Raw genomic sequence first — 18,963 nt, 5'->3', positions numbered from 1 at the left:
ATGCCTTGGCCCTTATCCCGTGGTTACCGTCGTCAAATTGCCCGCCTCGAAATTACGGGGGCGATCGCTGGGGGTACTCGCCGGCGTGTCCTCAAAGCCCTGAAAACCATTGAAGAACGGGGCTACCCGGCGCTGCTCGTGCGCATTGACAGTCCCGGCGGTACCGTAGGTGACTCCCAAGAGATCTATGCTGCCCTCAAGCGCTTGCAGTCGAAAATGAAAATCGTGGCCAGTTTTGGCAACATCTCTGCCTCTGGCGGAGTCTATATCGGCATGGGGGCACAGCACATCATGGCCAACCCCGGCACCATTACGGGCAGTATTGGCGTCATCCTGCGGGGCAACAATTTGCAACGGCTCCTCGATAAGGTGGGAGTCTCCTTCAAGGTGATCAAGTCTGGTCCCTACAAAGATATTCTGGCTTTTGATCGCGACCTTACGGAGGAGGAAATCCGCATTCTGCAAGACCTGATTGACACCAGCTATCACCAATTTGTCCAAACCGTGGCCGAAGGCCGCAACCTTGATGTGGAAACGGTGCGCAGTTTTGCCGATGGCCGGGTTTTTACGGGTGAGCAGGCCCTTGCCCTAGGACTCGTCGATCGCTTGGGCACTGAGGAGGATGCCCGTCGCTGGTTGGCGGAACTGGCCGGCCTTGACCCCAGCAAAACCAAGGTGCAAACCATCGAAGAACCCAAGTCCCCCTTAGCTCGGCTGTTTCCACGTCAGCAGGAGCGTTTCCCCTTCCCGTGGCAGGCGGGTCTGGACTGGTTGGAATTTGAAATGGCTACCAATGGACTTCCCCTATGGCTCTATCGCCCCTAAGCTGAATACAGTACCCTTGCGGATGTCTTGATGGAGGAGCACACTGTGGGCTGGCGCGTCCGAGCAATTCGTGGAGCAACTACCGCCACGGAAAATTCAATTCCCGCAATCCGTGAGGCGGTTTTGGAACTCCTCGGTGAGATTGAGCGGCGCAATGCCCTTGATTTCTCGGAAGTAATTAGTGTCACCTTTTCTGTCACCCGTGACCTCGATCAGATTTTTCCGGCGGCGATCGCCCGTGAATGTCCCCACTGGCGCAACGTTCCCCTCCTCGATGTCCAACAAATGCACGTCGAGGGAGGCCTGCCCCGCTGTATCCGCTGCTTAATTTACTTCAACACCCCCAACCCAGATCAACCGATTTACCATGCTTACCTGCGGCATGCCCAAAGCCTCCGCCCCGATCTGGCAATGCATGGTGACTACCATCCCCTCGAACTGTCCTCCCATTCCCTAGGTTAACTATGACCGCTCTCGTCCGTGATTACATGACCCCCAACCCCGTTACCATTCGTGCCGCTGCCCCGATTGCGGAAGCAGTTCGTCTCATGGAAGCAAAACAGGTGCGCGGCCTCCCCGTTGTGGACGATAAGGGCAAATTGGTGGGATTGGTCTCTGAAGCTGACTTGATCGTGCGCGAAGCACCCTTAGAGCCGCCGTTATACATCACTTTCCTAGGGAGCATCATTTACTTCGAGTCTCCAGAGTCTTTTCACCAGCACCTCAAGAAAACCCTCGGCCAACAGGTGCAGGACGTCATGACCTCCAACCCCCACACGATTAACGTGGATGCACCCATTTCCGAAGCAGCTCGCCTCATGGTCAATCACCACATTAGTCGCCTACCGGTTTTGAACGATCAGGGGGAGTTAGTGGGCATCATTAGCCGCCATGATCTGTTGCGAGCCTTGCATGCCCAAGAGGCCTCTGCGTGACGTTTGTCAAATTGGCCTGGCCCTAACTTTCAAGACGAGTGACTTTCCATACAATAGCCACAGGTTTGCTCGCGATCGCTGGAAGGTTCCTTGATCATGACCGCTTCCCTTGATTTGGTTTGGCAGCAGGCACGTCAGGGTGAAGCAGAGGCCATTGCCCATTTGATGAACCGCACGCTCCAAACCAAGGGGGTGCGCGCCCTCGTGCGGCGGCGGGGCGACTGTTTACAAATTATGTTTGAAGCAGCGCGATCGCTCCCCCCCCAAGTCTGTGTTCAGTTTGTTTGCCGAGGTCTCAGGCAATTGGCGCCCCAAGGAGTTCTGCGTGTGCGTCTCCAGGCTCGGCTGCTCGGCCAAGAATGGCCAGAATGGACACAGACCGTTGACCTACGGGAGACCTTACCAGCGGCGCCGCCTCCTCAAGCAAGTTCCAGCTCAAATGCAGTTATCCCTACCACGCCACGGTCTCATCAGGCGGTGAGTGCCTTTGCCCTCAGTTTGCTGGCGATCGCAGGCACCAGTGCCATTGCCCTGACGTTGCAAAATCAACTCGGTGTCGATGCTCCGCCCAGTGCGGAACCCAGGCCAGCTATTGTAACCCCTGAACCCGATGTTCCCCTTGTGTCCCCCCCACTCGCCCCTAGCGATCGCCGCTTGCGGATTAAGGCGGTTGGCGATATTGTCCTTGGCACCAATTTTCCCAGTAACCGCTTGCCTGCGGATCCCCAAAAGCTCTTTGCCCAAGTCAAACCCTATCTTCAGGGGGCAGATTTTCTCTTTGGCAATTATGAAAGTACCCTTACTGATCATCCCCATCCCTACAAAAACACCCAGGGGGGTCGCAGTTTTGTCTTTCGCTCACCGCCCAGTTATGCGCAGGTGTTACGCCAAGCTGGTTTTGACGTCCTCAACATTGCCAACAACCACAGCTACGACTTCAACGAACAGGGATTTCGCGATACGATTCGCCACATCAACACCGCTGGCATGAGCGCTATTGGTGATCGCAATCAACTGACCTACCTCGCAGCCAATGGCCTGAAAACCGCATTTATCGGCTTTGGTACCTACTACGGCCAAAATCGCATCCAAGACCTCAAGGCAAGTGCCGCCCTGGTGCGGGAGGTTAAGAAAAACGCTGATATTGTGGTTGTCAGTTTCCACGGCGGTGCCGAAGGCAGCGATCAAATTCATACCCGCGATCGCACTGAGTACTTCTATGGCGAAGACCGGGGCAATGTAGTTCAGTTTGCCCGCACCATGATTGACAATGGTGCCGATTTAATTTTGGGTCATGGCCCCCATGTTCCCCGTGCCCTTGAATTGTACAAAGGCCGCCTCATTGCCTATTCCTTGGGGAACTTTGTCGGCTATCAGACTCTAAGCAGTCACGGCCCCCTTGGTAAGTCACTGATTCTCGATGTGGAACTCGACGGTTCTGGTCGCTTCATTCAAGGAAAAGTCATTCCTGTACGCCTAGATGCCAAAGGGATTCCCCATATTGATCAAAACTTTGCCAGTGTGCAACTAATTCGCCGTTTAATCCAAGCCGACTTTCCCAACACTCCCTTGCGGATTGAACGCTTCGGCGAGATTACCAACAGCGATTCCCAATCCTAGTCTTCCTTTGGTGAATGAGACCACAATAAGCTACTTGAGACATTTCTAACTCCCCTTTGATTCTGTTTACCCAGTCCCCAAAATCAATATACTTTAACTAAGCACTAGGCAGTAGGAATAATATTTTCACTACCAGTGCGCTGACAACTCAACGGCACTGCAAGGATCGAAGAAAATATAAATTAAAACAAATGACTATTAAGCTAGTAAGGATTCATAAAAAAGCTATTTTATCAGCAGCGGATGAATCTTCTAATTTTATTTCAGATTCATTTTTATCTACAATCTCCACTATTTTAATAACTTATTAAATTTTGACAAAAAATACTCCATCTAATTCTTATCTAGCAGGGTAACAATTTTACTGTGGGGATGGCTTTTGTGTTTATAGACTAGTAAATAAAATTTAATATTTTTTCATTTTTTTAATTCCTATGAAAAAGGCTTCACATTATGGCTATTGCAAAAGGGAGTGAAATATTGCAAAGAGAGATAGATTAGCCTTGAAGCGTCCTCAATATCCTTAAAGAACAGGAGCTAGAGACTGAATTTAGGAGATCGGGTTGTCTCCTATGCCAAGCAAGGGGGCAAATGATGAGGTGATTTCCAATTATTGTGCCGCCTAATGTCTCATTCTTTATTGGAGTAGCTATAACTTTCACAGTGTTGGGAGTGTGCGATACTTATCAAAAGAGCTGTGCTAGGATCCAAATCTTCAAGCAGTGAAAAAGCGAGTGACATTGACATTTCCCCGGCGGACGATTCAAATGCCCGTCACCTATCGCTTGGCCAAGGACTTTAATATCGCCGCCAATATCATCCGTGCCCAAGTGGCACCTAACCAAGTGGGCAAACTGGTTTTAGAATTGGCTGGGGACATTGACCAAATGGAGGCCGCCCTCGAATGGTTGCGGCAGCAGAATATTGAGGTGTCCCTTGCCAGTCGTGAAATTGTGATTGATGAGCAGGCCTGTGTCCACTGTGGGCTCTGTACAGGGGTATGCCCCACTCAGGCGCTGACGCTCCATCCAGAAACGTTTCAACTCCAATTTACCCGCTCCCGTTGCATTGTCTGTGAGCAATGTGTTGCCGCCTGTCCGATGGAGGCGATTCACACAAACTTTTGATTGAGATTAGGGCCCTAGGGTAACATCTTCATAAATAGAAATGGTAGATAGGTGGCCTTGCCAGCCAATGCTCTTGAGTTCAACCACATCTTCTGGAGGGGAGTAGGCTTGCCAATCTCGATAGTAAAAGCAGTTGCGTTCTTCTAGGCGCACTGTCATATCTGAAATGTAGAGACGAAAACCCCGTTGCCCCACAGCGGGGCCAAGAAGGGTGGTCAAATTCAAGGCTAGGGTGACGTGGGCATCACGAGCTCTTGCCATTGCATACCCGTGGCCGTGGTTGTACTCGGGCTTAACCCCATGTTGGGTTTCCCGTTGCAAATGATCCTAGGGTACGATGATCCTAGGGTACGACGAAAATCATGACCCAAGAACATGGATATTGGGTGCTAGCGACGCTGGTGGGCATGCTGTTTCTGATTGCCCCCGCGAGGGGAGTGCCGTCGGTTGTACTGCCAGAAAGTTTTTATCGGGCGATCGCCAACCAAGACTGGGCGACAGCGGCGCAAATTCTCGATCAGGTCATTCGTGTCCATCCCCAACAGGCCCAAGCCCTTGGTAGCTATCGTCAAGAATTGCTGCGATTGCAACAACTGCCCCCAACCCCTGCTCCCTCAATGGTAACGGTGATCACTCAGCCCAGGGGCATTATACCGATTTTGCGGCGGCAGGGGGGGATTCCCGTTATTCAAGTTACGTTTAACCAACGACTGCGGTTTGAGATGCTGGTGGACTCAGGAGCCAGTATGACGGTGATTACGCGATCGATGGCACGGGCTTTAGGCATTACCCCAGCGCAAGTGGTGGATAATCGCGTGTTTCATACTGCCAATGGTCAAGTGGTGCTGCCAGTTGTCTACGTCCAATCCATAAGTGTCGGTGGCTTCCATCGTAAGCAATGGCCCGTTGCCGTGGCTGGGCCTGATATGACCATTGGGCTTTTGGGGCAGGATTTTCTGCAGCACTTCGATGTCAGTTTGCGGCAAGATCATATTCAGTTGCAGCGTCGTCCATAGGAAATGCCCATTCTTGCCCAAGCTGTCTTAGCGAGCCACAATCCTGGTAAGGTCAAAGAGTTTCAAGGCTGGTTACAGCCGTGGATTGGGGAGTTGCTAGCCCTGCCAGCCACCATTGAGATTGCTGAAACCGCGGATTCCTTTGTGGGCAACGCCTGTTTAAAGGCTGCTACTGCCGCCAAGCAAATGGGACAGTGGGCGATCGCCGACGATTCGGGGCTAGCAGTTCATGCCCTTCAGGGGGCCCCGGGAATCTATTCGGCTCGCTATGGAGCTACGGATGCTGAGCGCATTGAGCGTCTATTACAGGAAATGGCCGACGTGAGCGATCGCGCCGCTGAATTTATTTGTGTCATTGCCCTAGCACGCCCCGATGGCACGATTGCCGTTACAACTGAGGGACGGTGTGCAGGCGAGATTTTAACCGCTCCCCGGGGTCAGGGGGGGTTTGGCTACGATCCTGTCTTTTGGGTGCCCAGTCAGCAGCGTACCTTTGCCGAGATGAGTCCCGTCGAAAAGCAACAAGTTAGTCATCGTGGCCAGGCTCTGCAGCGGCTACGGGAGTATTTTCAGACCTTGAATCCGTCTTGAATCCGTAGATTTACGGTTGTTAGCAGGAAGTTTTTTGTCCTAGACTGACATCGCTAGTGTTCCTAAGCTGACCTGTGGCCACTATGCAAGCATGGGTCTAGTGTTCCAAAGTTGCATTAAGCAAAAAGCAAGGGATAGACTCCCTAGGCCCAGTGGCTAGCAGGCTTCTTGCCGTGATTCAAAGCAAAAACTATGGGCGATCGCGAATTAATAGACCAATTTATTAAAGACTTGATTCAGAAAAATTCGCGAATGCTCTCGAATCGGCACCTGCGTGTAGAAACAACATTTGATGAAGTTCAGCTCATTTCCTACAAAGATGGCATTGTGGCCCGGGTGAAAACAGATGCTCCCACCCTTGCCATTGAAGTACGGGATGCATCACCCTATCGACCTCTGATTCAAGAGGTCATGGTAGATTATGAAATCTTCCAAGTCGGCATAGCTCAAACCCCCGGATTTTTACGTTACGAACATCGCACTGTTCCCGAAGGCTATCTGATCCAATACACCGAAGCAGGCGTGCTGTGGAAAGACCGGTGGGCACGGGGTAAGCGACGCGGTGCTCTTACAGGAGGCAACTCCCTCGCCATGGATGCGATGATTCTCTATCGGGGCACCTGGTATCCTATTCAAAGTGTCAATGCCGCCAATGGCTTTGTTGCCATTCGTACCTTGGGGGGAGAAGCCACCTACAGCGCCTCTGATTTTCTTGTATGGCTGAAAAAAGAGGAAAAAGATACTGAACAGAGTTACAGTCAGGTCAGTGTCTACCAACGGGGAGAACGCATGGGAGAAATCGACAGTGAGCCCACCCAAATCCTCGAGGCCACGGAAATTATGGCTGCCAAGGCCAGTGGTACCCCATTTAGCCCAACCGCCTCCCCTGCTACTGAACCCGAAGAAACAGAGGAGGCCGTTATTTTGCCTTCAGCGCCACAGGTCCCCGCCACTACAGCAACGGTTTCAACCCCCTCTGAGGCTGCACAACCGGTTGAAGCCAGCCAAGGGTATCCAGCGGCGAACTACGAGCACACCGTTGGCTATCCCCACCCCACCTACGATTATTCCCAAGGATATTCAGGGTCAAACTACGAGCACACCGTTGGCTATTCCCACCCCACCTACGACTATTCCCAAGGATATTCAGGCGCAAACTATGAGCACTCTGTTGGCTATCCCCACCCCAGTTATGGTCCGCCCTACTCACCCCAAGCCTACCAGCACATTGATCCCAACACTCAGATGGCGCTGACGTATCTGCAATCCAGCTTGGCCTATCTGCTGCAAGTTGAGCCCAAAAATGCCAGTGTTCAGGCAGCAATTCGGGCAACCAGTATGGCAATTCAAAATCTCCTCACCCTTCTTAATGGTTAGCGGCTCTCGGCAAGGGGATACAGTCTCAGAACACTTTTGATGAGTGCCCAAGCAGTTTTCACTTCCGGAACCCGCACCTCTTCCCACTGACCGGGCTGGCAATACAAGTACTCGACAAGACGGCGATAGGTGGGGAGCGGCAGCTCGCTAAATTGCACACCTAGCTGTAAGGTATTTCTATCTACCCATCGCCACCAGCGCACCTGTATTGGCAAACTTAATGGGGCCAAAGGGCTAGGGTCAACAAAGCACAGCTCCCCAACATCTTCTTTAAGGGGCAGCGGCCAAGGGGGTGTTAGGGAGAGGCGGGCTCCTGCTTCGGAAAGATCGGCGGTTTGGACAAAGCAGGAGTCATGGCCAAGGATTAGTTCACAGGGTTCCTGGCGGCTAAAGCGCGAATGGCGCCGCTGCGGCACATCGATGGCAACCAGCATACAAAGGATGAGGATTGTAAAATTATAAACAGACCACAGAGCATTGACCAGCAAACTGTCGGGATTGACAATTGTATCCTGCAGGGGTGAGCTGCGCCAAAGAAACCCTAAAATCGTTAGGAGCATCAATATCAACAGGGGTCGAATCAGGGGCCAGTTCACTGTAATGCGATGGGGATCGACAATGCCTTTGGGGGTCACTTTGAAGGGCTTGCCCCGCGGACTCCAGAGGGTGCGTACGATTGTCAATGCCAGCGGGAAAGCCAGCAGGGTTTCATATACATCCGACCAAAAGGCGGAGCGGCGACCCTCTGTGAGCCAAGCAAAGGCCATGATATTTCCTAAGTAATAGGGAAAATAAAAGTAGAGAATTTCGTTAAAGGTGGCGCGCAACGGCGCTAAGCCAAAGAGCAAAAAAGCCAAGGGCGCCAGCAAAAAGATCACCCGCGGAATGCATAAGAGCCAATAAATCACGCCTAAGCTGTGATAAAAGCGCTGTATGGGGTTGAGGTTGGGAATGGTCAGGAAATTATCCTTCAGAAACAGCATTTGCAGGGTTCCTTGGCCCCAGCGCAGGCGTTGGTTGACATAGGCACTAATGGTTTCGGGAGACATACCGGCGGAGAGGGCTTCATTGAGGTATTTAACGCGGTAGCCCCGCCCCTGTAAATACATGGAAGTTAGGTAATCTTCTGTAATGCTGTCGGTGGGAATGCCGCCAATCTCATCAAGGGCACTCCGGCGGACCACAAAGCAGGTGCCGCAGCAAATGACGGCATCAAAAAAATCTCGACTGCATTGAATAAAACGAAAGAAAAGGGTTTGCTCGTTGTTGAGGATCCCCTCTAGGCCCAAGTTCACAGTTACGGGGTCTTCATTAAAAAAGTTTTGGGGGGTTTGCACCATGGCGGTCTTGGGGTCTTGGAAAAAGCCAACGGTGCGGGTGAGAAAGTTGCGGCTGGGAACAAAATCAGCGTCAAACACGGCAATGAGTTCCCCGGTCAGGGTTGGTAGAGCGTGGTTGATGTTACCGGCTTTGGCATGGCGGTTGTCGGGGCGATCGCGATACTCACAGCCCAGTTCGGCAGCAAGAGCGCGCACGGCTGGGCGACGGGTATCATCCAGCAGATAAATGCGCTTGTGGGGATAATCCATGGCTTGGCAGGCCACCACTGAGCGGCGCAGAATCTCGACCCCTTCGTTGTAGGTGGGCAAAATCACATCCACCCACGGTAGGTATTCTCCGCGAATCACCGCTTGACTCAGGCGATCGGCCTCCGGGGTGCGGTTGGTGGCAAAAATAGATAAAAAGAAAAAGCAGCAGGTGTTGCCTAAGTTCAACACCTCTGCAACAAACAGCAAAATAGAGACGGCACCATTGAGAGGATCATCTAGGTTAAGGCTATTGAACAGGCGCCACAGCAGGTAGCGCAGCGCCAAGGCTCCCAGGCCAACACTGACAACAAGGCGGGAGTAAAAATTGGGCTTGGGTGAAATTTCTTTGAGTAAAAATGTAACCGCTAGCCAGACAATTGTGGGCAGCAACAGTGCTTCAAGTGTTGTCCCCTTTGGCCGAAACAAGCCCTGACCCGCATACCAGATGCCCACCAAATTGGGAAGTAAGTTTTGCCAATCTAGCTGAGTTAACCACACAACAACAAATGCGAGCGCCCCCCATAGACAGAGGCAAACCTCAGCAGTCTGTCGTTTGCGCCGGGGGGCTACAGTACACCCCCTGACCAAGGCAGGGGGGCTGAGAATATTCCTTTTCATGTTTACTTTAGGAAACACACGAAGAACCCAGCCATCCTAGGCGGTTCTGTTTGAGCTGAGTAGAGCAATCTTTTAATTAAAGTACCCCAATGATCCGGAAAGTTAAACCCAGGCCAGCAGGAGTTTAGGCTTAATTGTCATCTCCCTAGCCTCCGGACTTTACGAAAGCAGGTAGGTTTGCGCTAGGGCGGCAAGCCTGCCCTCTGGTCGATGTTTGAAGTGGGAAAAACCTGAGGGGGCAACAATTAAAAAACACTAAAAATTACTTCGACACTTTGGCCAACACCACAAAAACGGGCGGCGCTCAAGTCCGCCGGCAATTCATCCAGTTGAACGTCAACCGCCAGTTCGTTGCGCACCAGATCCGGAGGGGGCACAGCAACATTTTCGCCCACCTGAACTTTGCCGGGGCCACCACGAATCGCCCGCACAATGCCCCTCAGCCGGCGATCGCTCCCATCCAGCAAGCGCACGCTAGCCTCTTGACCCACCCGCAGACGGGAATTTTCTCGCTCAGCTACCAATGCCGTTGCCCAGACATCACGACAATCTAACATCTTAATGATTGGATCGCCGGCCGCAAGCGGAATCCCCAAATTTCCGGTTTTATGAATCACAGACCAAATGACGGCGGTGGTGGGCACTTTAATGGGGGCCACCCGTTGCAGAGAGAGTTGCTGCTTAATGTTGGCAATTTCACGACGTAGGGCGGTAATTGTGGTGCTGACATTCAGTAGCTCAGCTTCAATATCCACCAGTTCCAAGTGCAGGTCAATCAGGCGAATTTGGGGAAAGCTAAATGTGCGTGAGGCATCCAGTTGCAGTCCTTGGCGAGCGGCTTGGAGGGCAGTTTGTTGACGGCGCAGTTCGGCCTGTTTACTCTCCACTAATTTGGCGGCCTCCTGGGCACGGGATAGGGCTTCATCGGCTAGTTGACGCGCCACCGCTCCCGCCTTGAGCAGACGGGTGTAGCGATCGGCGGTAATGCGAGCAAGGGCAAGGGCTTCTTGGGCTTGGCGGAGTTCCCCTAAGGTGCGCCGCACTGCTTCTTGAGTAAAGCGAACTTCAAGGGTTCGCTGACTCTGTTCATCGTGGTCAAGCTGAGCAATCAAAGCCATGCGGCTATTGCGTTTCTGTTGCAGACCCTGCTGCTGCGCGAGGGCGATGCTGAGGCGGGTCTCCAGATTCTGGCGATCGGTTTCCAGTTGCGGGTTGCGATCGTTGCGAATTGTACCAATTGCCGTGCCCGCCCTTAGGGGTTGGCCGGGGTGCAGAGGCTCTAGGGTCAGAGTACCGGGGATCGGCGCATAGAGGGTAATCACGGTGCCATTGAGATAGCCCACCCGACTGACCACATTGCGCTGTCGCCACCAGAGGAGATATGCCGCTAAACCAATGAGGGTAAGCCCTAGACCGATCCGCAGCAAACGAAAAATGCGGCGTCGCTGGTCAGTGTCAGGGGGCTTATCGGTAACTTTACTCATGGGTATTGCAGTTTTCTGGGGACTCGACCGCCAAGGCTTTTTTTTCCCGTGTTGCCGGCTGATGAACTTGAAGCTGTCATCGCCTAGAGCGGTCTGACCCCGGTTTACCTACTCCCAAGGGCTCAGCTCTATTCTTATTTCATCTTATTTCGGGAGGCTTTGGGCAAAGGTGCAGTTGCCGATAGGCTTCCATGAGGGCGATCGCCACCGATGCCGAGAGGTTCAGACTGCGGACAGCAGGCTGCCACATGGGAATTTTGAGGAAGGCATCGCAGGTGGCTAAAACATCCGCAGGAATACCATCGGGTTCACTGCCAAAGACCAGCCAATCACTCTCAGCGAAGGTGAAGTCCCAGTAAATCTGCTGGGCAGCAGGTTCAAAGGCAATTAAGCGTCCGTGGCTGTGGGCTGTTTTCAGAAATGTTGGCCAGTCGGGGTGGCAATACAGGGTGACGTAGGGCCAATAATCTAGACCGGCGCGCTTGAGGTAGCGATCGCTGAGTTCAAACCCTAAGGGTTCAATCAAGTGCAGCGGTGTCTGGGTGGCAGCACAGGTGCGGGCAATATTACCGGTATTGGGGGGGATTTGGGGATGGACAAGCACCACAGCAGGCATGGCATTGAGCAAGTGGCAACTAGAGACTTAATCCGTCGTTGCCCGACCACCGGGGGTTAAGCCCCGCCGTCCCTCTTCGCGGGCATAGGTTAAAAAGCGCTGGAGATGCTCTAAATGCTCAGAAGGGGGTAGGGTTGCCAATTGGGCAATCGCCTGAGCAAGGGGCAACTCACGGCGATAAAGAATGCGAAAGGCTTCCTTGAGGTCGCGCATTTCTGCCTCTGTGACACCTGCCCGCCGCAGTCCCACCTGATTGAGGGCACGAACCCGTGCCGGATGACCTTCCACCAGCATATAGGGAGGCACATCCCGATCTACCCGTGCCATTGCCCCCACCATCGCCAAGCGACCAATATGGACAAACTGGTGAATACCCACCATACCCCCAATGCGCGCCTTTGATTCAATGCAAACATGGCCCGCGATCGAGGCGGCATTCGTAATCACCACCTGATCCTCAATCACGCAATCATGGGCTACATGAACATAGGCCAGGAGCAGATTGTGGTTACCAATAATTGTGGCATCCCCTTCACCATTGGCGCGGTTAATCGTCACGAACTCGCGAATCGTGTTGTAATCACCAATGCGCAGGGCACTATTGGCACCCGTATATTTTTGATCCTGAGAGGCAGTGCCAATGATTGCTCCCGGAAAGATACGATTGCCGACCCCTACCTCCGTTGGCCCTTCAATAATCACGTGGGCACCAATTTCCGTATGGGCGCCGACGCGCACCTGTTCACCAATCACAGCATAGGGACCGACTCGAACTGTGGGATGCAGTTCAGCACTGGGATGGATGACAGCAGTAGGATGGATCAGGGTTTGCATCATGGATTGTGACTAGTCCACCAGCGAGAACATCATCTCGCCCTCACAGACCAATTGACCATTCACCTCAGCCCGTCCTTGCATTTTGCCGATGCGCTGTTGTTTGACAACAAGCAGCTCCGCCCGCAGGATCAACTGATCTCCGGGGACGACTGGACGGCGAAAGCGCACCTTATCAATGCCCGCAAACACAGAAAGTTTATCCTTCGCCCAGTTCATCTGCATCAGGACAACCCCACCCACTTGGGCAAGGGCTTCCACAATGAGCACCCCCGGCATGATGGGGCGACCCGGAAAGTGCCCTTGAAAAAAGGGTTCGTTGATCGTGACGTTTTTCAGCCCCACAGCATACTTTTCTGGCACGTAGTCAATGATCCGATCCACTAGCAAAAAGGGGTAGCGGTGGGGGAGCAACTGCTGTAGCTCAGTGACCGTCAGCACAGTGGTTGGTGGGGAATCAGTCAACGTTGGCATAGGGGTCGGTATCGGCTGCAAATGAAAGATATAAACAAATCATAGGGGAGAACGGTTGCCCCGACTAAACCATTTGGGGAGCGATCGCCCGCGCCAATTGGGTATGCAGATGATGACTGGCGCGATAGGCTACATAATGGGCGATGGGGGGTGTTCCAAGGAGGGCTAAATCTCCCCAGAGATCGAGTAACTTGTGGCGAACAGGTTCATCGGCAAAGCGTAACGGCGGGTTGACCCAACCACTGGCACTGCACACAAGGGCATTCTCTAAACTGCCCCCCTGAATCAGACCTTGGCTGCGCAGATAGTCCACTTGTTCAGCAAAACCAAAAGTGCGAGCAGGGGCGACCTCCGCCGCTAGTTCTGAGGGCGTAAAACTACACCACTGCCGACCAATCGCCCCATAGGGAAAGTCAATGCCATAGGTGAGGCGCAGCTCAGGAGCAGGAATGGCACTGACAAAGGCGTCTCCTTGGTAAATGGTGACAGGTTCCTTTAAGATGACTGCTGGCCGAGGGGCCTCCTGAGGGACCACACCTACCCTCTGAATGCCTTCTAGCCAAGGTTGCGCCGAGCCATCGAGCACGGGCACCTCAGGACCTGTGATCTGAATCGTGACATTATCAATGCCGGCGATCGCCAGCGCTGCCAAGAGATGCTCAACCGTACGCACACTGGCGCCATTGCCCACCAACTCCGTTGCCAATTGAGTGGATTTCACAGCCTCAATCTGAGCAGGAATTACGGGCTGCCCCTCCAGATCAAGGCGCACAAACTGGCGTCCGGTATTGGCGGGTGCCGGCTGAAGGGTGAGGGCAACCCACTGGCCTGAATGTAAGCCCACCCCTGACCATTGGGCAGTTCCAGCAAGGGTCTGTTGAGTCATTGCCGCCAATGCTGTCGGTCCAGAGGCTGCGATCATCAATCTTTCTCCTAGAAGCGTTCACCAATACCAAAACTAAAGGCGCTGCCCCCTTCATTGTTCCAGCCGAAGTCAATGCGGATATTCCCCAAAGGCGTATTCACCCGCAACCCTGCGCCATAGCCTAAACCTTCTCCTGGCTTGCCGCGCACAATCCCCGGCTGACCGGGTACGCTGCTTTGGGTACCGAGTAAACTGGCGCCATCAACAAACAGCGCCCCACCCACAATATTAAAAATTGGGAACCGATACTCCACCGTCCCCTGCACAAAGGCACGCCCAGAACCGATCGCCCCCTCTTCCCAACCGCGCACCGAGTTAGCACCCCCCAAGCGTAAAGGACTCATAGGGGGGCAAATCCCCAAAAATATTGCCTGCTTGAATATTGAAGGCAAAGGTTTGCGGCCCCTCAATGCGCAGAAACTTCACTGGGATATAGAAGCTATAGCTACCCCGCACCCGATTCATCAAGATGCTCCCTGCACCAATGGGAAGCGACTGATCCACGCCTAGGCGGATCACTTGGCCACTGGTGGGACGCAGGGGATCATTGCGCAAGTCCCGCAAAATTGCCGCCTGCACCGTAAACAGGTCATTGAAGCCGCGACAGACGCCGTTGTCTGGAAAGGTTAAACAGTTCCCTAAGGCATCCGTATTAAAGCGGGTAAAGCCGCCGTCTAGGGAGGTGACGCGTTGATATTGCAAGCCAAGGGAGCCGGTCCAAGCGGTACGCACCTGATCGCGATCCTGGGTAAAGGGACGGGTAAAGAAGACCGCCGTGCCCAAGCGGTTAATCCGCGGAAAATCCCCATTGGCCAAACGAACATCAATTGGGCCATTACTGAAGGTATAGGGAACCGTCAGGCGGTTGAAGGCACTGACGGTGTAGGAGGTGCGGTAGGGATCCCCTTTAATCCACGGATCGGTGAAGCTAACGTCAAAGAGAAATTCCCCTTCAGTCCCCCCTTGGGCTTCCGCACTAAATTTCCAGTTGCGGCCAAAGAGGTTGTTTTGCTGGAATGCTACGGTTCCAAATAGACCTGCGGCCGAGCTATAGCCTGCCCCCGCAGAGACACTGCCCGTATTGCGCTCTTTGATATTGAGAATCAAGTTCACCTTGCGGAGATCCTGGCCGGGTTCAAGGGCAACTTGCACATCCTCAAAGAGTCCCAGTTCAAAGAGGCGTCGCAAATCTGCCTGCACTGTCTTTTGGTTAAGGACTACTCCGGGTCGAGTGTCCATTTCGCGGCTAATTACAAAGTCGCGGGTCCGCTGTTTCGTAGGCTCCCCTTCTTTATTCAGAAAGCGATAGGTGACCTGTTCAACCACCCCCTCAGCCACCTGCAACGTCACAACACCATCGGGATCGATTTGGGGGGTACCAACGACTTGACCCAAAATATAGCCGTTATCCCTATAGAAGCTGTTAATTTTTTCAATTCCAGCCTGTAGCTCCCTGAGATTGAGGCTGCGGCCAATTTGCGGCGCAAAGATTTCCTGAACTTTCTCTTGGGTGAGGACTTGGTTGCCCGCTACTTGAACAACTCGCAGTACCGGATAAGGGCGCACAATAAACGTAATCCGCACACCGAGGGGGGTATCGCTGGGGACGGCATTGACATCAGCAAAAAAGCCCGTAGCAAAGATGGCGTTGGTATCCTGTTGCAGTTGGGTGCGGGTGGTGGTACTGCCCGGTCGAGTGCTAATGACTTGATAGACCAATTGCTCCAGTTCAGGAGTGGCTCCTTCAACCACCACTTCAGCAATCAACACTTGGGGTTCATCAGTGGCGGGCTGACTCACAGGTGGGGGGAGGGGGGGTGCCGCTGGAGGGCTTTCAGGCCCAGGCTCTGCCGAGGGTAATGTTGGGGATGCCGGGGTCTCAGCTGGTGGGTTGTCAGGAGGCGTGGGGGCTGCTTGGCCACGGCTGGGACGCAAAGGGCCGAGGGCGATCGCCCCCATTACTATTGCCACTCCTACCGTTTTCAGGGTAGCCCCCATTGACTGCATGCGCACTGGCAAAAAAAGTTGGTTATTCACTGCTCACACCTAAAAACAATCGCGTCAACACAGCCAAACCCATTGGCACTGATATAACATAGGCTAAGACTGAAAAGTGGCAATAAAAGTGCCCCTCTCTTTGCCTTTCCAGGATTAGCGGTAGTAGGCCGGTTCATTCCCCGGTTTCCACTTGATATTACAGCCGAGACTGGGTTTTTGATCCTCGCTGGGGGTTTGACCGGCTAACACGGCATCAATGGCTGCACGCAAGTCTTTTCCAGTCACCGGTAGACCATTCTGGGGGCGACTGTCATCAAGTTGTCCGCGATAGACAAGCTTGCGATCGCTATCAAAGAGGAAGAAATCCGGTGTACAGGCTGCGGTGTAGGCCTTGGCTGTTTCTTGGCTCTCGTCGTAGCACAGGGGAAATGTAAACCCCAGCTCCGTGGCCATCGCCTTCAGGGACTCTGGGGCATCCTCGGGATAGTTGGCAGCGTCATTGGCACTAATGGCCACAATTCCTAAGCCTGTCTCTTTGTAGTCGCGCCCCAGCTTCGCCAGTTCCGCTTGGACATGCTTCACATAGGGACAGTGGCGACAAATAAACATCACCAGTAGGGCGTTCTTGTCGGCAAAGGTGCTGAGGGAAATCGTTTGCCCGCTCACCACATCGGGCAGTTGAAAATCGGGAGCAACAGTACCAAGGGCAAGCATTGTGGACTCTGTCCGCGCCATAAAACCTCCTGAGAATGCTGGCAAGATGTTACAAATAGCAATATCGCCCCTAGCGTACTCTGTTGCAAGTGTTCCTCAAAGGGGTGAAAGAAGCGACTCCCCCAACAAACGCAAAAAGCAGCAAGATCACTGCTGCTGAGGGAGCATAGCTGTTGATTGTTGAGTACAGAGGAAAATTGCTTTAGCCAATATAGCTTTGACGGGAGACGTGCTTCTCGAAGTTGGCTTGGGTTTGATGGAGAAGTTGCTCACGGCTGTCGCCGGCGTGTTTCAGGGCAGGCACCAAATTGCGCGCTTGAAGTGCCATGTGCAGTTGCAAATGGGCAACGTATTCACTGAGGTCTTCACGGAGGAATGGATGACTTTGATGCACAGACACAGTGTTCTCCTTCAACTGATGGTTCAGTAGGCGTCCCATAGGTCCTGTCAATCCCCAAAAGCGGTCTTGTCAGGAATGGTGCGTTCAAGCTGTTTGGCAGGGTGGGCCATGTAGTGCGCCACTTCACCCTTTTAGAGGTTAACATTTCTCAGGGAGTGTGCTGCGCTTTGCAATCAACTGTAATGTTTGGCCAATACTTCACGATTCAGGGGGCGAGAAATGCGGTTACTGATTGCCAATGATGATGGGGTCTTTGCCCCCGGTATTCGGGCGTTGGCAGATACACTGGCGATCGCTGGCCATGACGTCGTGGTCGTGTGTCCGGATCGCGAACGCTCCGCTACAGGGCATAGCCTCACTGTGTTTGATCCGATTCGCGCAGAAGTCGTGAGCGATCTCTTTCACCCCAGGATTAAGGCCTGGGCCTGCTCTGGTACCCCCTCCGACTGTGTGAAGTTAGCCCTGGGTGCTCTCCTAGAGGAACCTCCCGATTTTGTTGTTTCTGGGATTAACCAAGGCTCCAACCTCGGCACCGATATTCTCTACTCCGGCACAGTGTCTGCGGCCATGGAAGGGGTAATTGAGGGCATTCCCAGCATTGCCATTAGTCTGACCAGTTTCACGGTTCATAACTTTCAGCCGGCCGCTGACTTTGCCAATCATCTCCTCAAGGCACTGGAAACCGACCCCCTTCCTCCCAAAATGCTCCTCAATGTCAACGTGCCTGCTCTGCCTGCCAGTGAAATTGCTGGCGTTGTTATTACTCGGCAGGGGATTCGGCGCTACCATGACCTTTTCCAAAAGCGCATTGACCCTCGCGGCAAAACCTACTATTGGCTGGCAGGTGAGGTGGTCGAAGAATATCCCCAAGACCCCCATCAAGCGCCCACGGATGTGGAAGCCATTGCCCAAAATTTGATTAGTATTACGCCGCTGACTTTTGATCTCACCTACGGCCAAGGGGTACAGGATCTAACGGAGTGGCTGCGCACCGTACAGCCCCTATTCAATCTCTAGGATCACGGGTGCATGGTCACTGGGCTTGGGTAAGCGGCGCGGGGCAATGTCAATGTGACAGTTGCAGGCACGGGCTTTAACACCGGGGGTAATGTAGAGGTGATCAATGCGCCAACCATGATTGCGGCGAAAGGCACCTGCCCGATAATCCCACCAAGAGTAGTGCCCCGGTGCTTCAGTAAAGTGGCGAAAGGCATCATGGAAGCCAAGGTCGCGAATGGCTGCCAACAGGTTGCGTTCAGCATCGGTGGCCCCCACTTTTGTGGCGCGATCGCCAGCATCAAAGAGGTCTTTATCTTCAGGGGCAATATTAAAATCGCCACAGAGAATCACCTCCCCTTGGGCGGTGAGTTGCTCGAGATAGATATAGAGAGTTTTCAGCCAGTGCAGCTTGTAGTGGTATTTCTCACTGTCGTACTCGCCGCCGTTGGGAATATAGACGTTCACCAAAATGACATCAGGGGCCAATTGGGCGCGAATGAGCCGTTTTTGGGTATCCAACTCACTGTGGCTGGGTAATTGGGGGGCAAAGCCTGCCTCTACTCCCGCAAGGGGCTGACGACTGAGAATGGCCACCCCATTGTAGGCCTTTTGGCCACTACAATAAACTTGATATCCACGATCCCAAAAGGGCTGCCGCGGGAACTCAGCATCTGTGACTTTGGTCTCCTGCAGACAGAGATAGTCCACCCCAGTACTATCCAACCACTGGCACACATGGTCAAGGCGGGTGCGAATTGAGTTGACATTCCAAGTGGCAATTTTTGGCATCGGTTGATTTCAGTCAAGGTGATTTGCCCAAA

Annotated in this window: 21 protein-coding genes; 9 read left to right on the top strand and 12 right to left on the bottom strand. The window is 53.2% G+C overall.

What is annotated here, in order from left to right; all coding sequences use genetic code 11:
* From sppA to Q0W94_RS00205, 5 genes are all read left to right on the top strand, one after another.
* Positions 1–825 carry a signal peptide peptidase SppA gene (gene sppA / locus Q0W94_RS00225; RefSeq protein WP_297759696.1) on the top strand — a complete coding sequence of 275 codons (825 nt, stop codon included), beginning with the start codon at positions 1–3 and terminating at the stop codon, positions 823–825.
* 30 nt (positions 826–855) lie between these two features.
* Positions 856–1,287: a chorismate mutase gene (aroH, locus tag Q0W94_RS00220; protein ID WP_011057640.1), complete on the top strand. Its 432-nt coding sequence runs from the start codon at positions 856–858 to the stop codon at positions 1,285–1,287.
* 2 nt (positions 1,288–1,289) lie between these two features.
* Positions 1,290–1,760, top strand: coding sequence for a CBS domain-containing protein (locus Q0W94_RS00215; RefSeq protein WP_297759694.1), 471 nt, complete (start codon positions 1,290–1,292; stop codon positions 1,758–1,760).
* A gap of 96 nt (positions 1,761–1,856) precedes the next feature.
* A complete protein-coding gene (locus Q0W94_RS00210) occupies positions 1,857–3,380 on the top strand; it encodes a CapA family protein (RefSeq protein WP_297759692.1) in 1,524 nt (507 codons plus the stop codon).
* 722 nt (positions 3,381–4,102) lie between these two features.
* Positions 4,103–4,507 (top strand): NIL domain-containing protein, encoded by a 405-nt coding sequence (locus Q0W94_RS00205; protein WP_011057637.1) that lies wholly within the window; start codon positions 4,103–4,105, stop codon positions 4,505–4,507.
* Positions 4,508–4,513: 6 nt separating this feature from the next.
* Here Q0W94_RS00205 and Q0W94_RS00200 read toward each other — a convergent pair whose 3' ends face one another.
* Positions 4,514–4,768 (bottom strand): hypothetical protein, encoded by a 255-nt coding sequence (locus Q0W94_RS00200; protein WP_297759690.1) that lies wholly within the window; start codon positions 4,766–4,768, stop codon positions 4,514–4,516.
* Positions 4,769–4,869: 101 nt separating this feature from the next.
* Between Q0W94_RS00200 and Q0W94_RS00195 the strand changes: the two genes are divergently transcribed.
* The 3 genes from Q0W94_RS00195 to Q0W94_RS00185 all read left to right on the top strand — a co-directional run bounded on the left by Q0W94_RS00195 (position 4,870) and on the right by Q0W94_RS00185 (position 7,491).
* Positions 4,870–5,523 carry a TIGR02281 family clan AA aspartic protease gene (locus Q0W94_RS00195; protein WP_297759688.1) on the top strand — a complete coding sequence of 218 codons (654 nt, stop codon included), beginning with the start codon at positions 4,870–4,872 and terminating at the stop codon, positions 5,521–5,523.
* A 3-nt stretch (positions 5,524–5,526) separates the two neighbouring features.
* Positions 5,527–6,114, top strand: coding sequence for an RdgB/HAM1 family non-canonical purine NTP pyrophosphatase (rdgB, locus tag Q0W94_RS00190; RefSeq protein ID WP_297759686.1), 588 nt, complete (start codon positions 5,527–5,529; stop codon positions 6,112–6,114).
* Positions 6,115–6,366: 252 nt separating this feature from the next.
* The gene (locus Q0W94_RS00185) at positions 6,367–7,491 is read left to right on the top strand and encodes a hypothetical protein (protein WP_297759684.1); all 1,125 of its coding nucleotides are present in this window, start codon (positions 6,367–6,369) and stop codon (positions 7,489–7,491) included.
* On the opposite strand, the gene Q0W94_RS00180 is transcribed toward Q0W94_RS00185, so the two are convergent.
* The 10 genes from Q0W94_RS00180 to Q0W94_RS00135 all read right to left on the bottom strand — a co-directional run bounded on the left by Q0W94_RS00180 (position 7,488) and on the right by Q0W94_RS00135 (position 17,182).
* The gene (locus tag Q0W94_RS00180; RefSeq protein ID WP_297759681.1) at positions 7,488–9,578 is read right to left on the bottom strand and encodes a glycosyltransferase family 2 protein; all 2,091 of its coding nucleotides are present in this window, start codon (positions 9,576–9,578) and stop codon (positions 7,488–7,490) included. The two genes, Q0W94_RS00185 and Q0W94_RS00180, sit on opposite strands and share 4 nt — an antisense overlap.
* 365 nt (positions 9,579–9,943) lie before the next feature.
* A complete protein-coding gene (locus Q0W94_RS00175) occupies positions 9,944–11,182 on the bottom strand; it encodes an HlyD family secretion protein (RefSeq protein WP_297759679.1) in 1,239 nt (412 codons plus the stop codon).
* Between the two features lie 139 nt (positions 11,183–11,321).
* Entirely contained in the window at positions 11,322–11,798 is a 477-nt protein-coding gene (locus Q0W94_RS00170) for a tRNA (cytidine(34)-2'-O)-methyltransferase (RefSeq protein WP_297759677.1), read from the bottom strand.
* A gap of 27 nt (positions 11,799–11,825) precedes the next feature.
* Positions 11,826–12,632 carry an acyl-ACP--UDP-N-acetylglucosamine O-acyltransferase gene (lpxA, locus tag Q0W94_RS00165; protein ID WP_041429611.1) on the bottom strand — a complete coding sequence of 269 codons (807 nt, stop codon included), beginning with the start codon at positions 12,630–12,632 and terminating at the stop codon, positions 11,826–11,828.
* A 12-nt stretch (positions 12,633–12,644) separates the two neighbouring features.
* Entirely contained in the window at positions 12,645–13,106 is a 462-nt protein-coding gene (gene fabZ, locus Q0W94_RS00160; RefSeq protein WP_011057628.1) for a 3-hydroxyacyl-ACP dehydratase FabZ, read from the bottom strand.
* 64 nt (positions 13,107–13,170) lie between these two features.
* Complete coding sequence (gene lpxC, locus Q0W94_RS00155) at positions 13,171–14,028, bottom strand: UDP-3-O-acyl-N-acetylglucosamine deacetylase (protein ID WP_297759674.1); 858 nt, start codon at positions 14,026–14,028, stop codon at positions 13,171–13,173.
* An 11-nt stretch (positions 14,029–14,039) separates the two neighbouring features.
* Positions 14,040–14,375, bottom strand: coding sequence for a BamA/TamA family outer membrane protein (locus tag Q0W94_RS00150; RefSeq protein ID WP_297759672.1), 336 nt, complete (start codon positions 14,373–14,375; stop codon positions 14,040–14,042).
* Positions 14,347–16,068, bottom strand: a complete 1,722-nt coding sequence (locus Q0W94_RS00145; RefSeq protein WP_297759670.1) for a BamA/TamA family outer membrane protein — start codon at positions 16,066–16,068, stop codon at positions 14,347–14,349. Before Q0W94_RS00145 ends, Q0W94_RS00150 begins: the two co-directional genes overlap by 29 nt.
* 114 nt (positions 16,069–16,182) lie before the next feature.
* On the bottom strand, positions 16,183–16,764 hold the full coding sequence (locus Q0W94_RS00140) for a thioredoxin family protein (protein ID WP_297759669.1): 582 nt from the start codon (positions 16,762–16,764) through the stop codon (positions 16,183–16,185).
* Positions 16,765–16,945: 181 nt separating this feature from the next.
* The gene (locus Q0W94_RS00135; protein ID WP_157869668.1) at positions 16,946–17,182 is read right to left on the bottom strand and encodes a hypothetical protein; all 237 of its coding nucleotides are present in this window, start codon (positions 17,180–17,182) and stop codon (positions 16,946–16,948) included.
* A gap of 180 nt (positions 17,183–17,362) precedes the next feature.
* Between Q0W94_RS00135 and surE the strand changes: the two genes are divergently transcribed.
* Positions 17,363–18,160: a 5'/3'-nucleotidase SurE gene (gene surE, locus Q0W94_RS00130; protein ID WP_297759666.1), complete on the top strand. Its 798-nt coding sequence runs from the start codon at positions 17,363–17,365 to the stop codon at positions 18,158–18,160.
* On the opposite strand, the gene xth is transcribed toward surE, so the two are convergent.
* Positions 18,146–18,931 carry an exodeoxyribonuclease III gene (xth, locus tag Q0W94_RS00125; protein WP_297759664.1) on the bottom strand — a complete coding sequence of 262 codons (786 nt, stop codon included), beginning with the start codon at positions 18,929–18,931 and terminating at the stop codon, positions 18,146–18,148. The genes surE and xth overlap by 15 nt on opposite strands.
* Positions 18,932–18,963: the final 32 nt, after the last annotated feature.

This window comes from Thermosynechococcus sp., from assembly GCF_025999095.1.
Lineage (GTDB): Bacteria > Cyanobacteriota > Cyanobacteriia > Thermosynechococcales > Thermosynechococcaceae > Thermosynechococcus.
The sequence above is the reverse complement of the archived record's forward strand: the minus strand, read 5'-3'. Positions and strand labels throughout refer to the sequence as shown.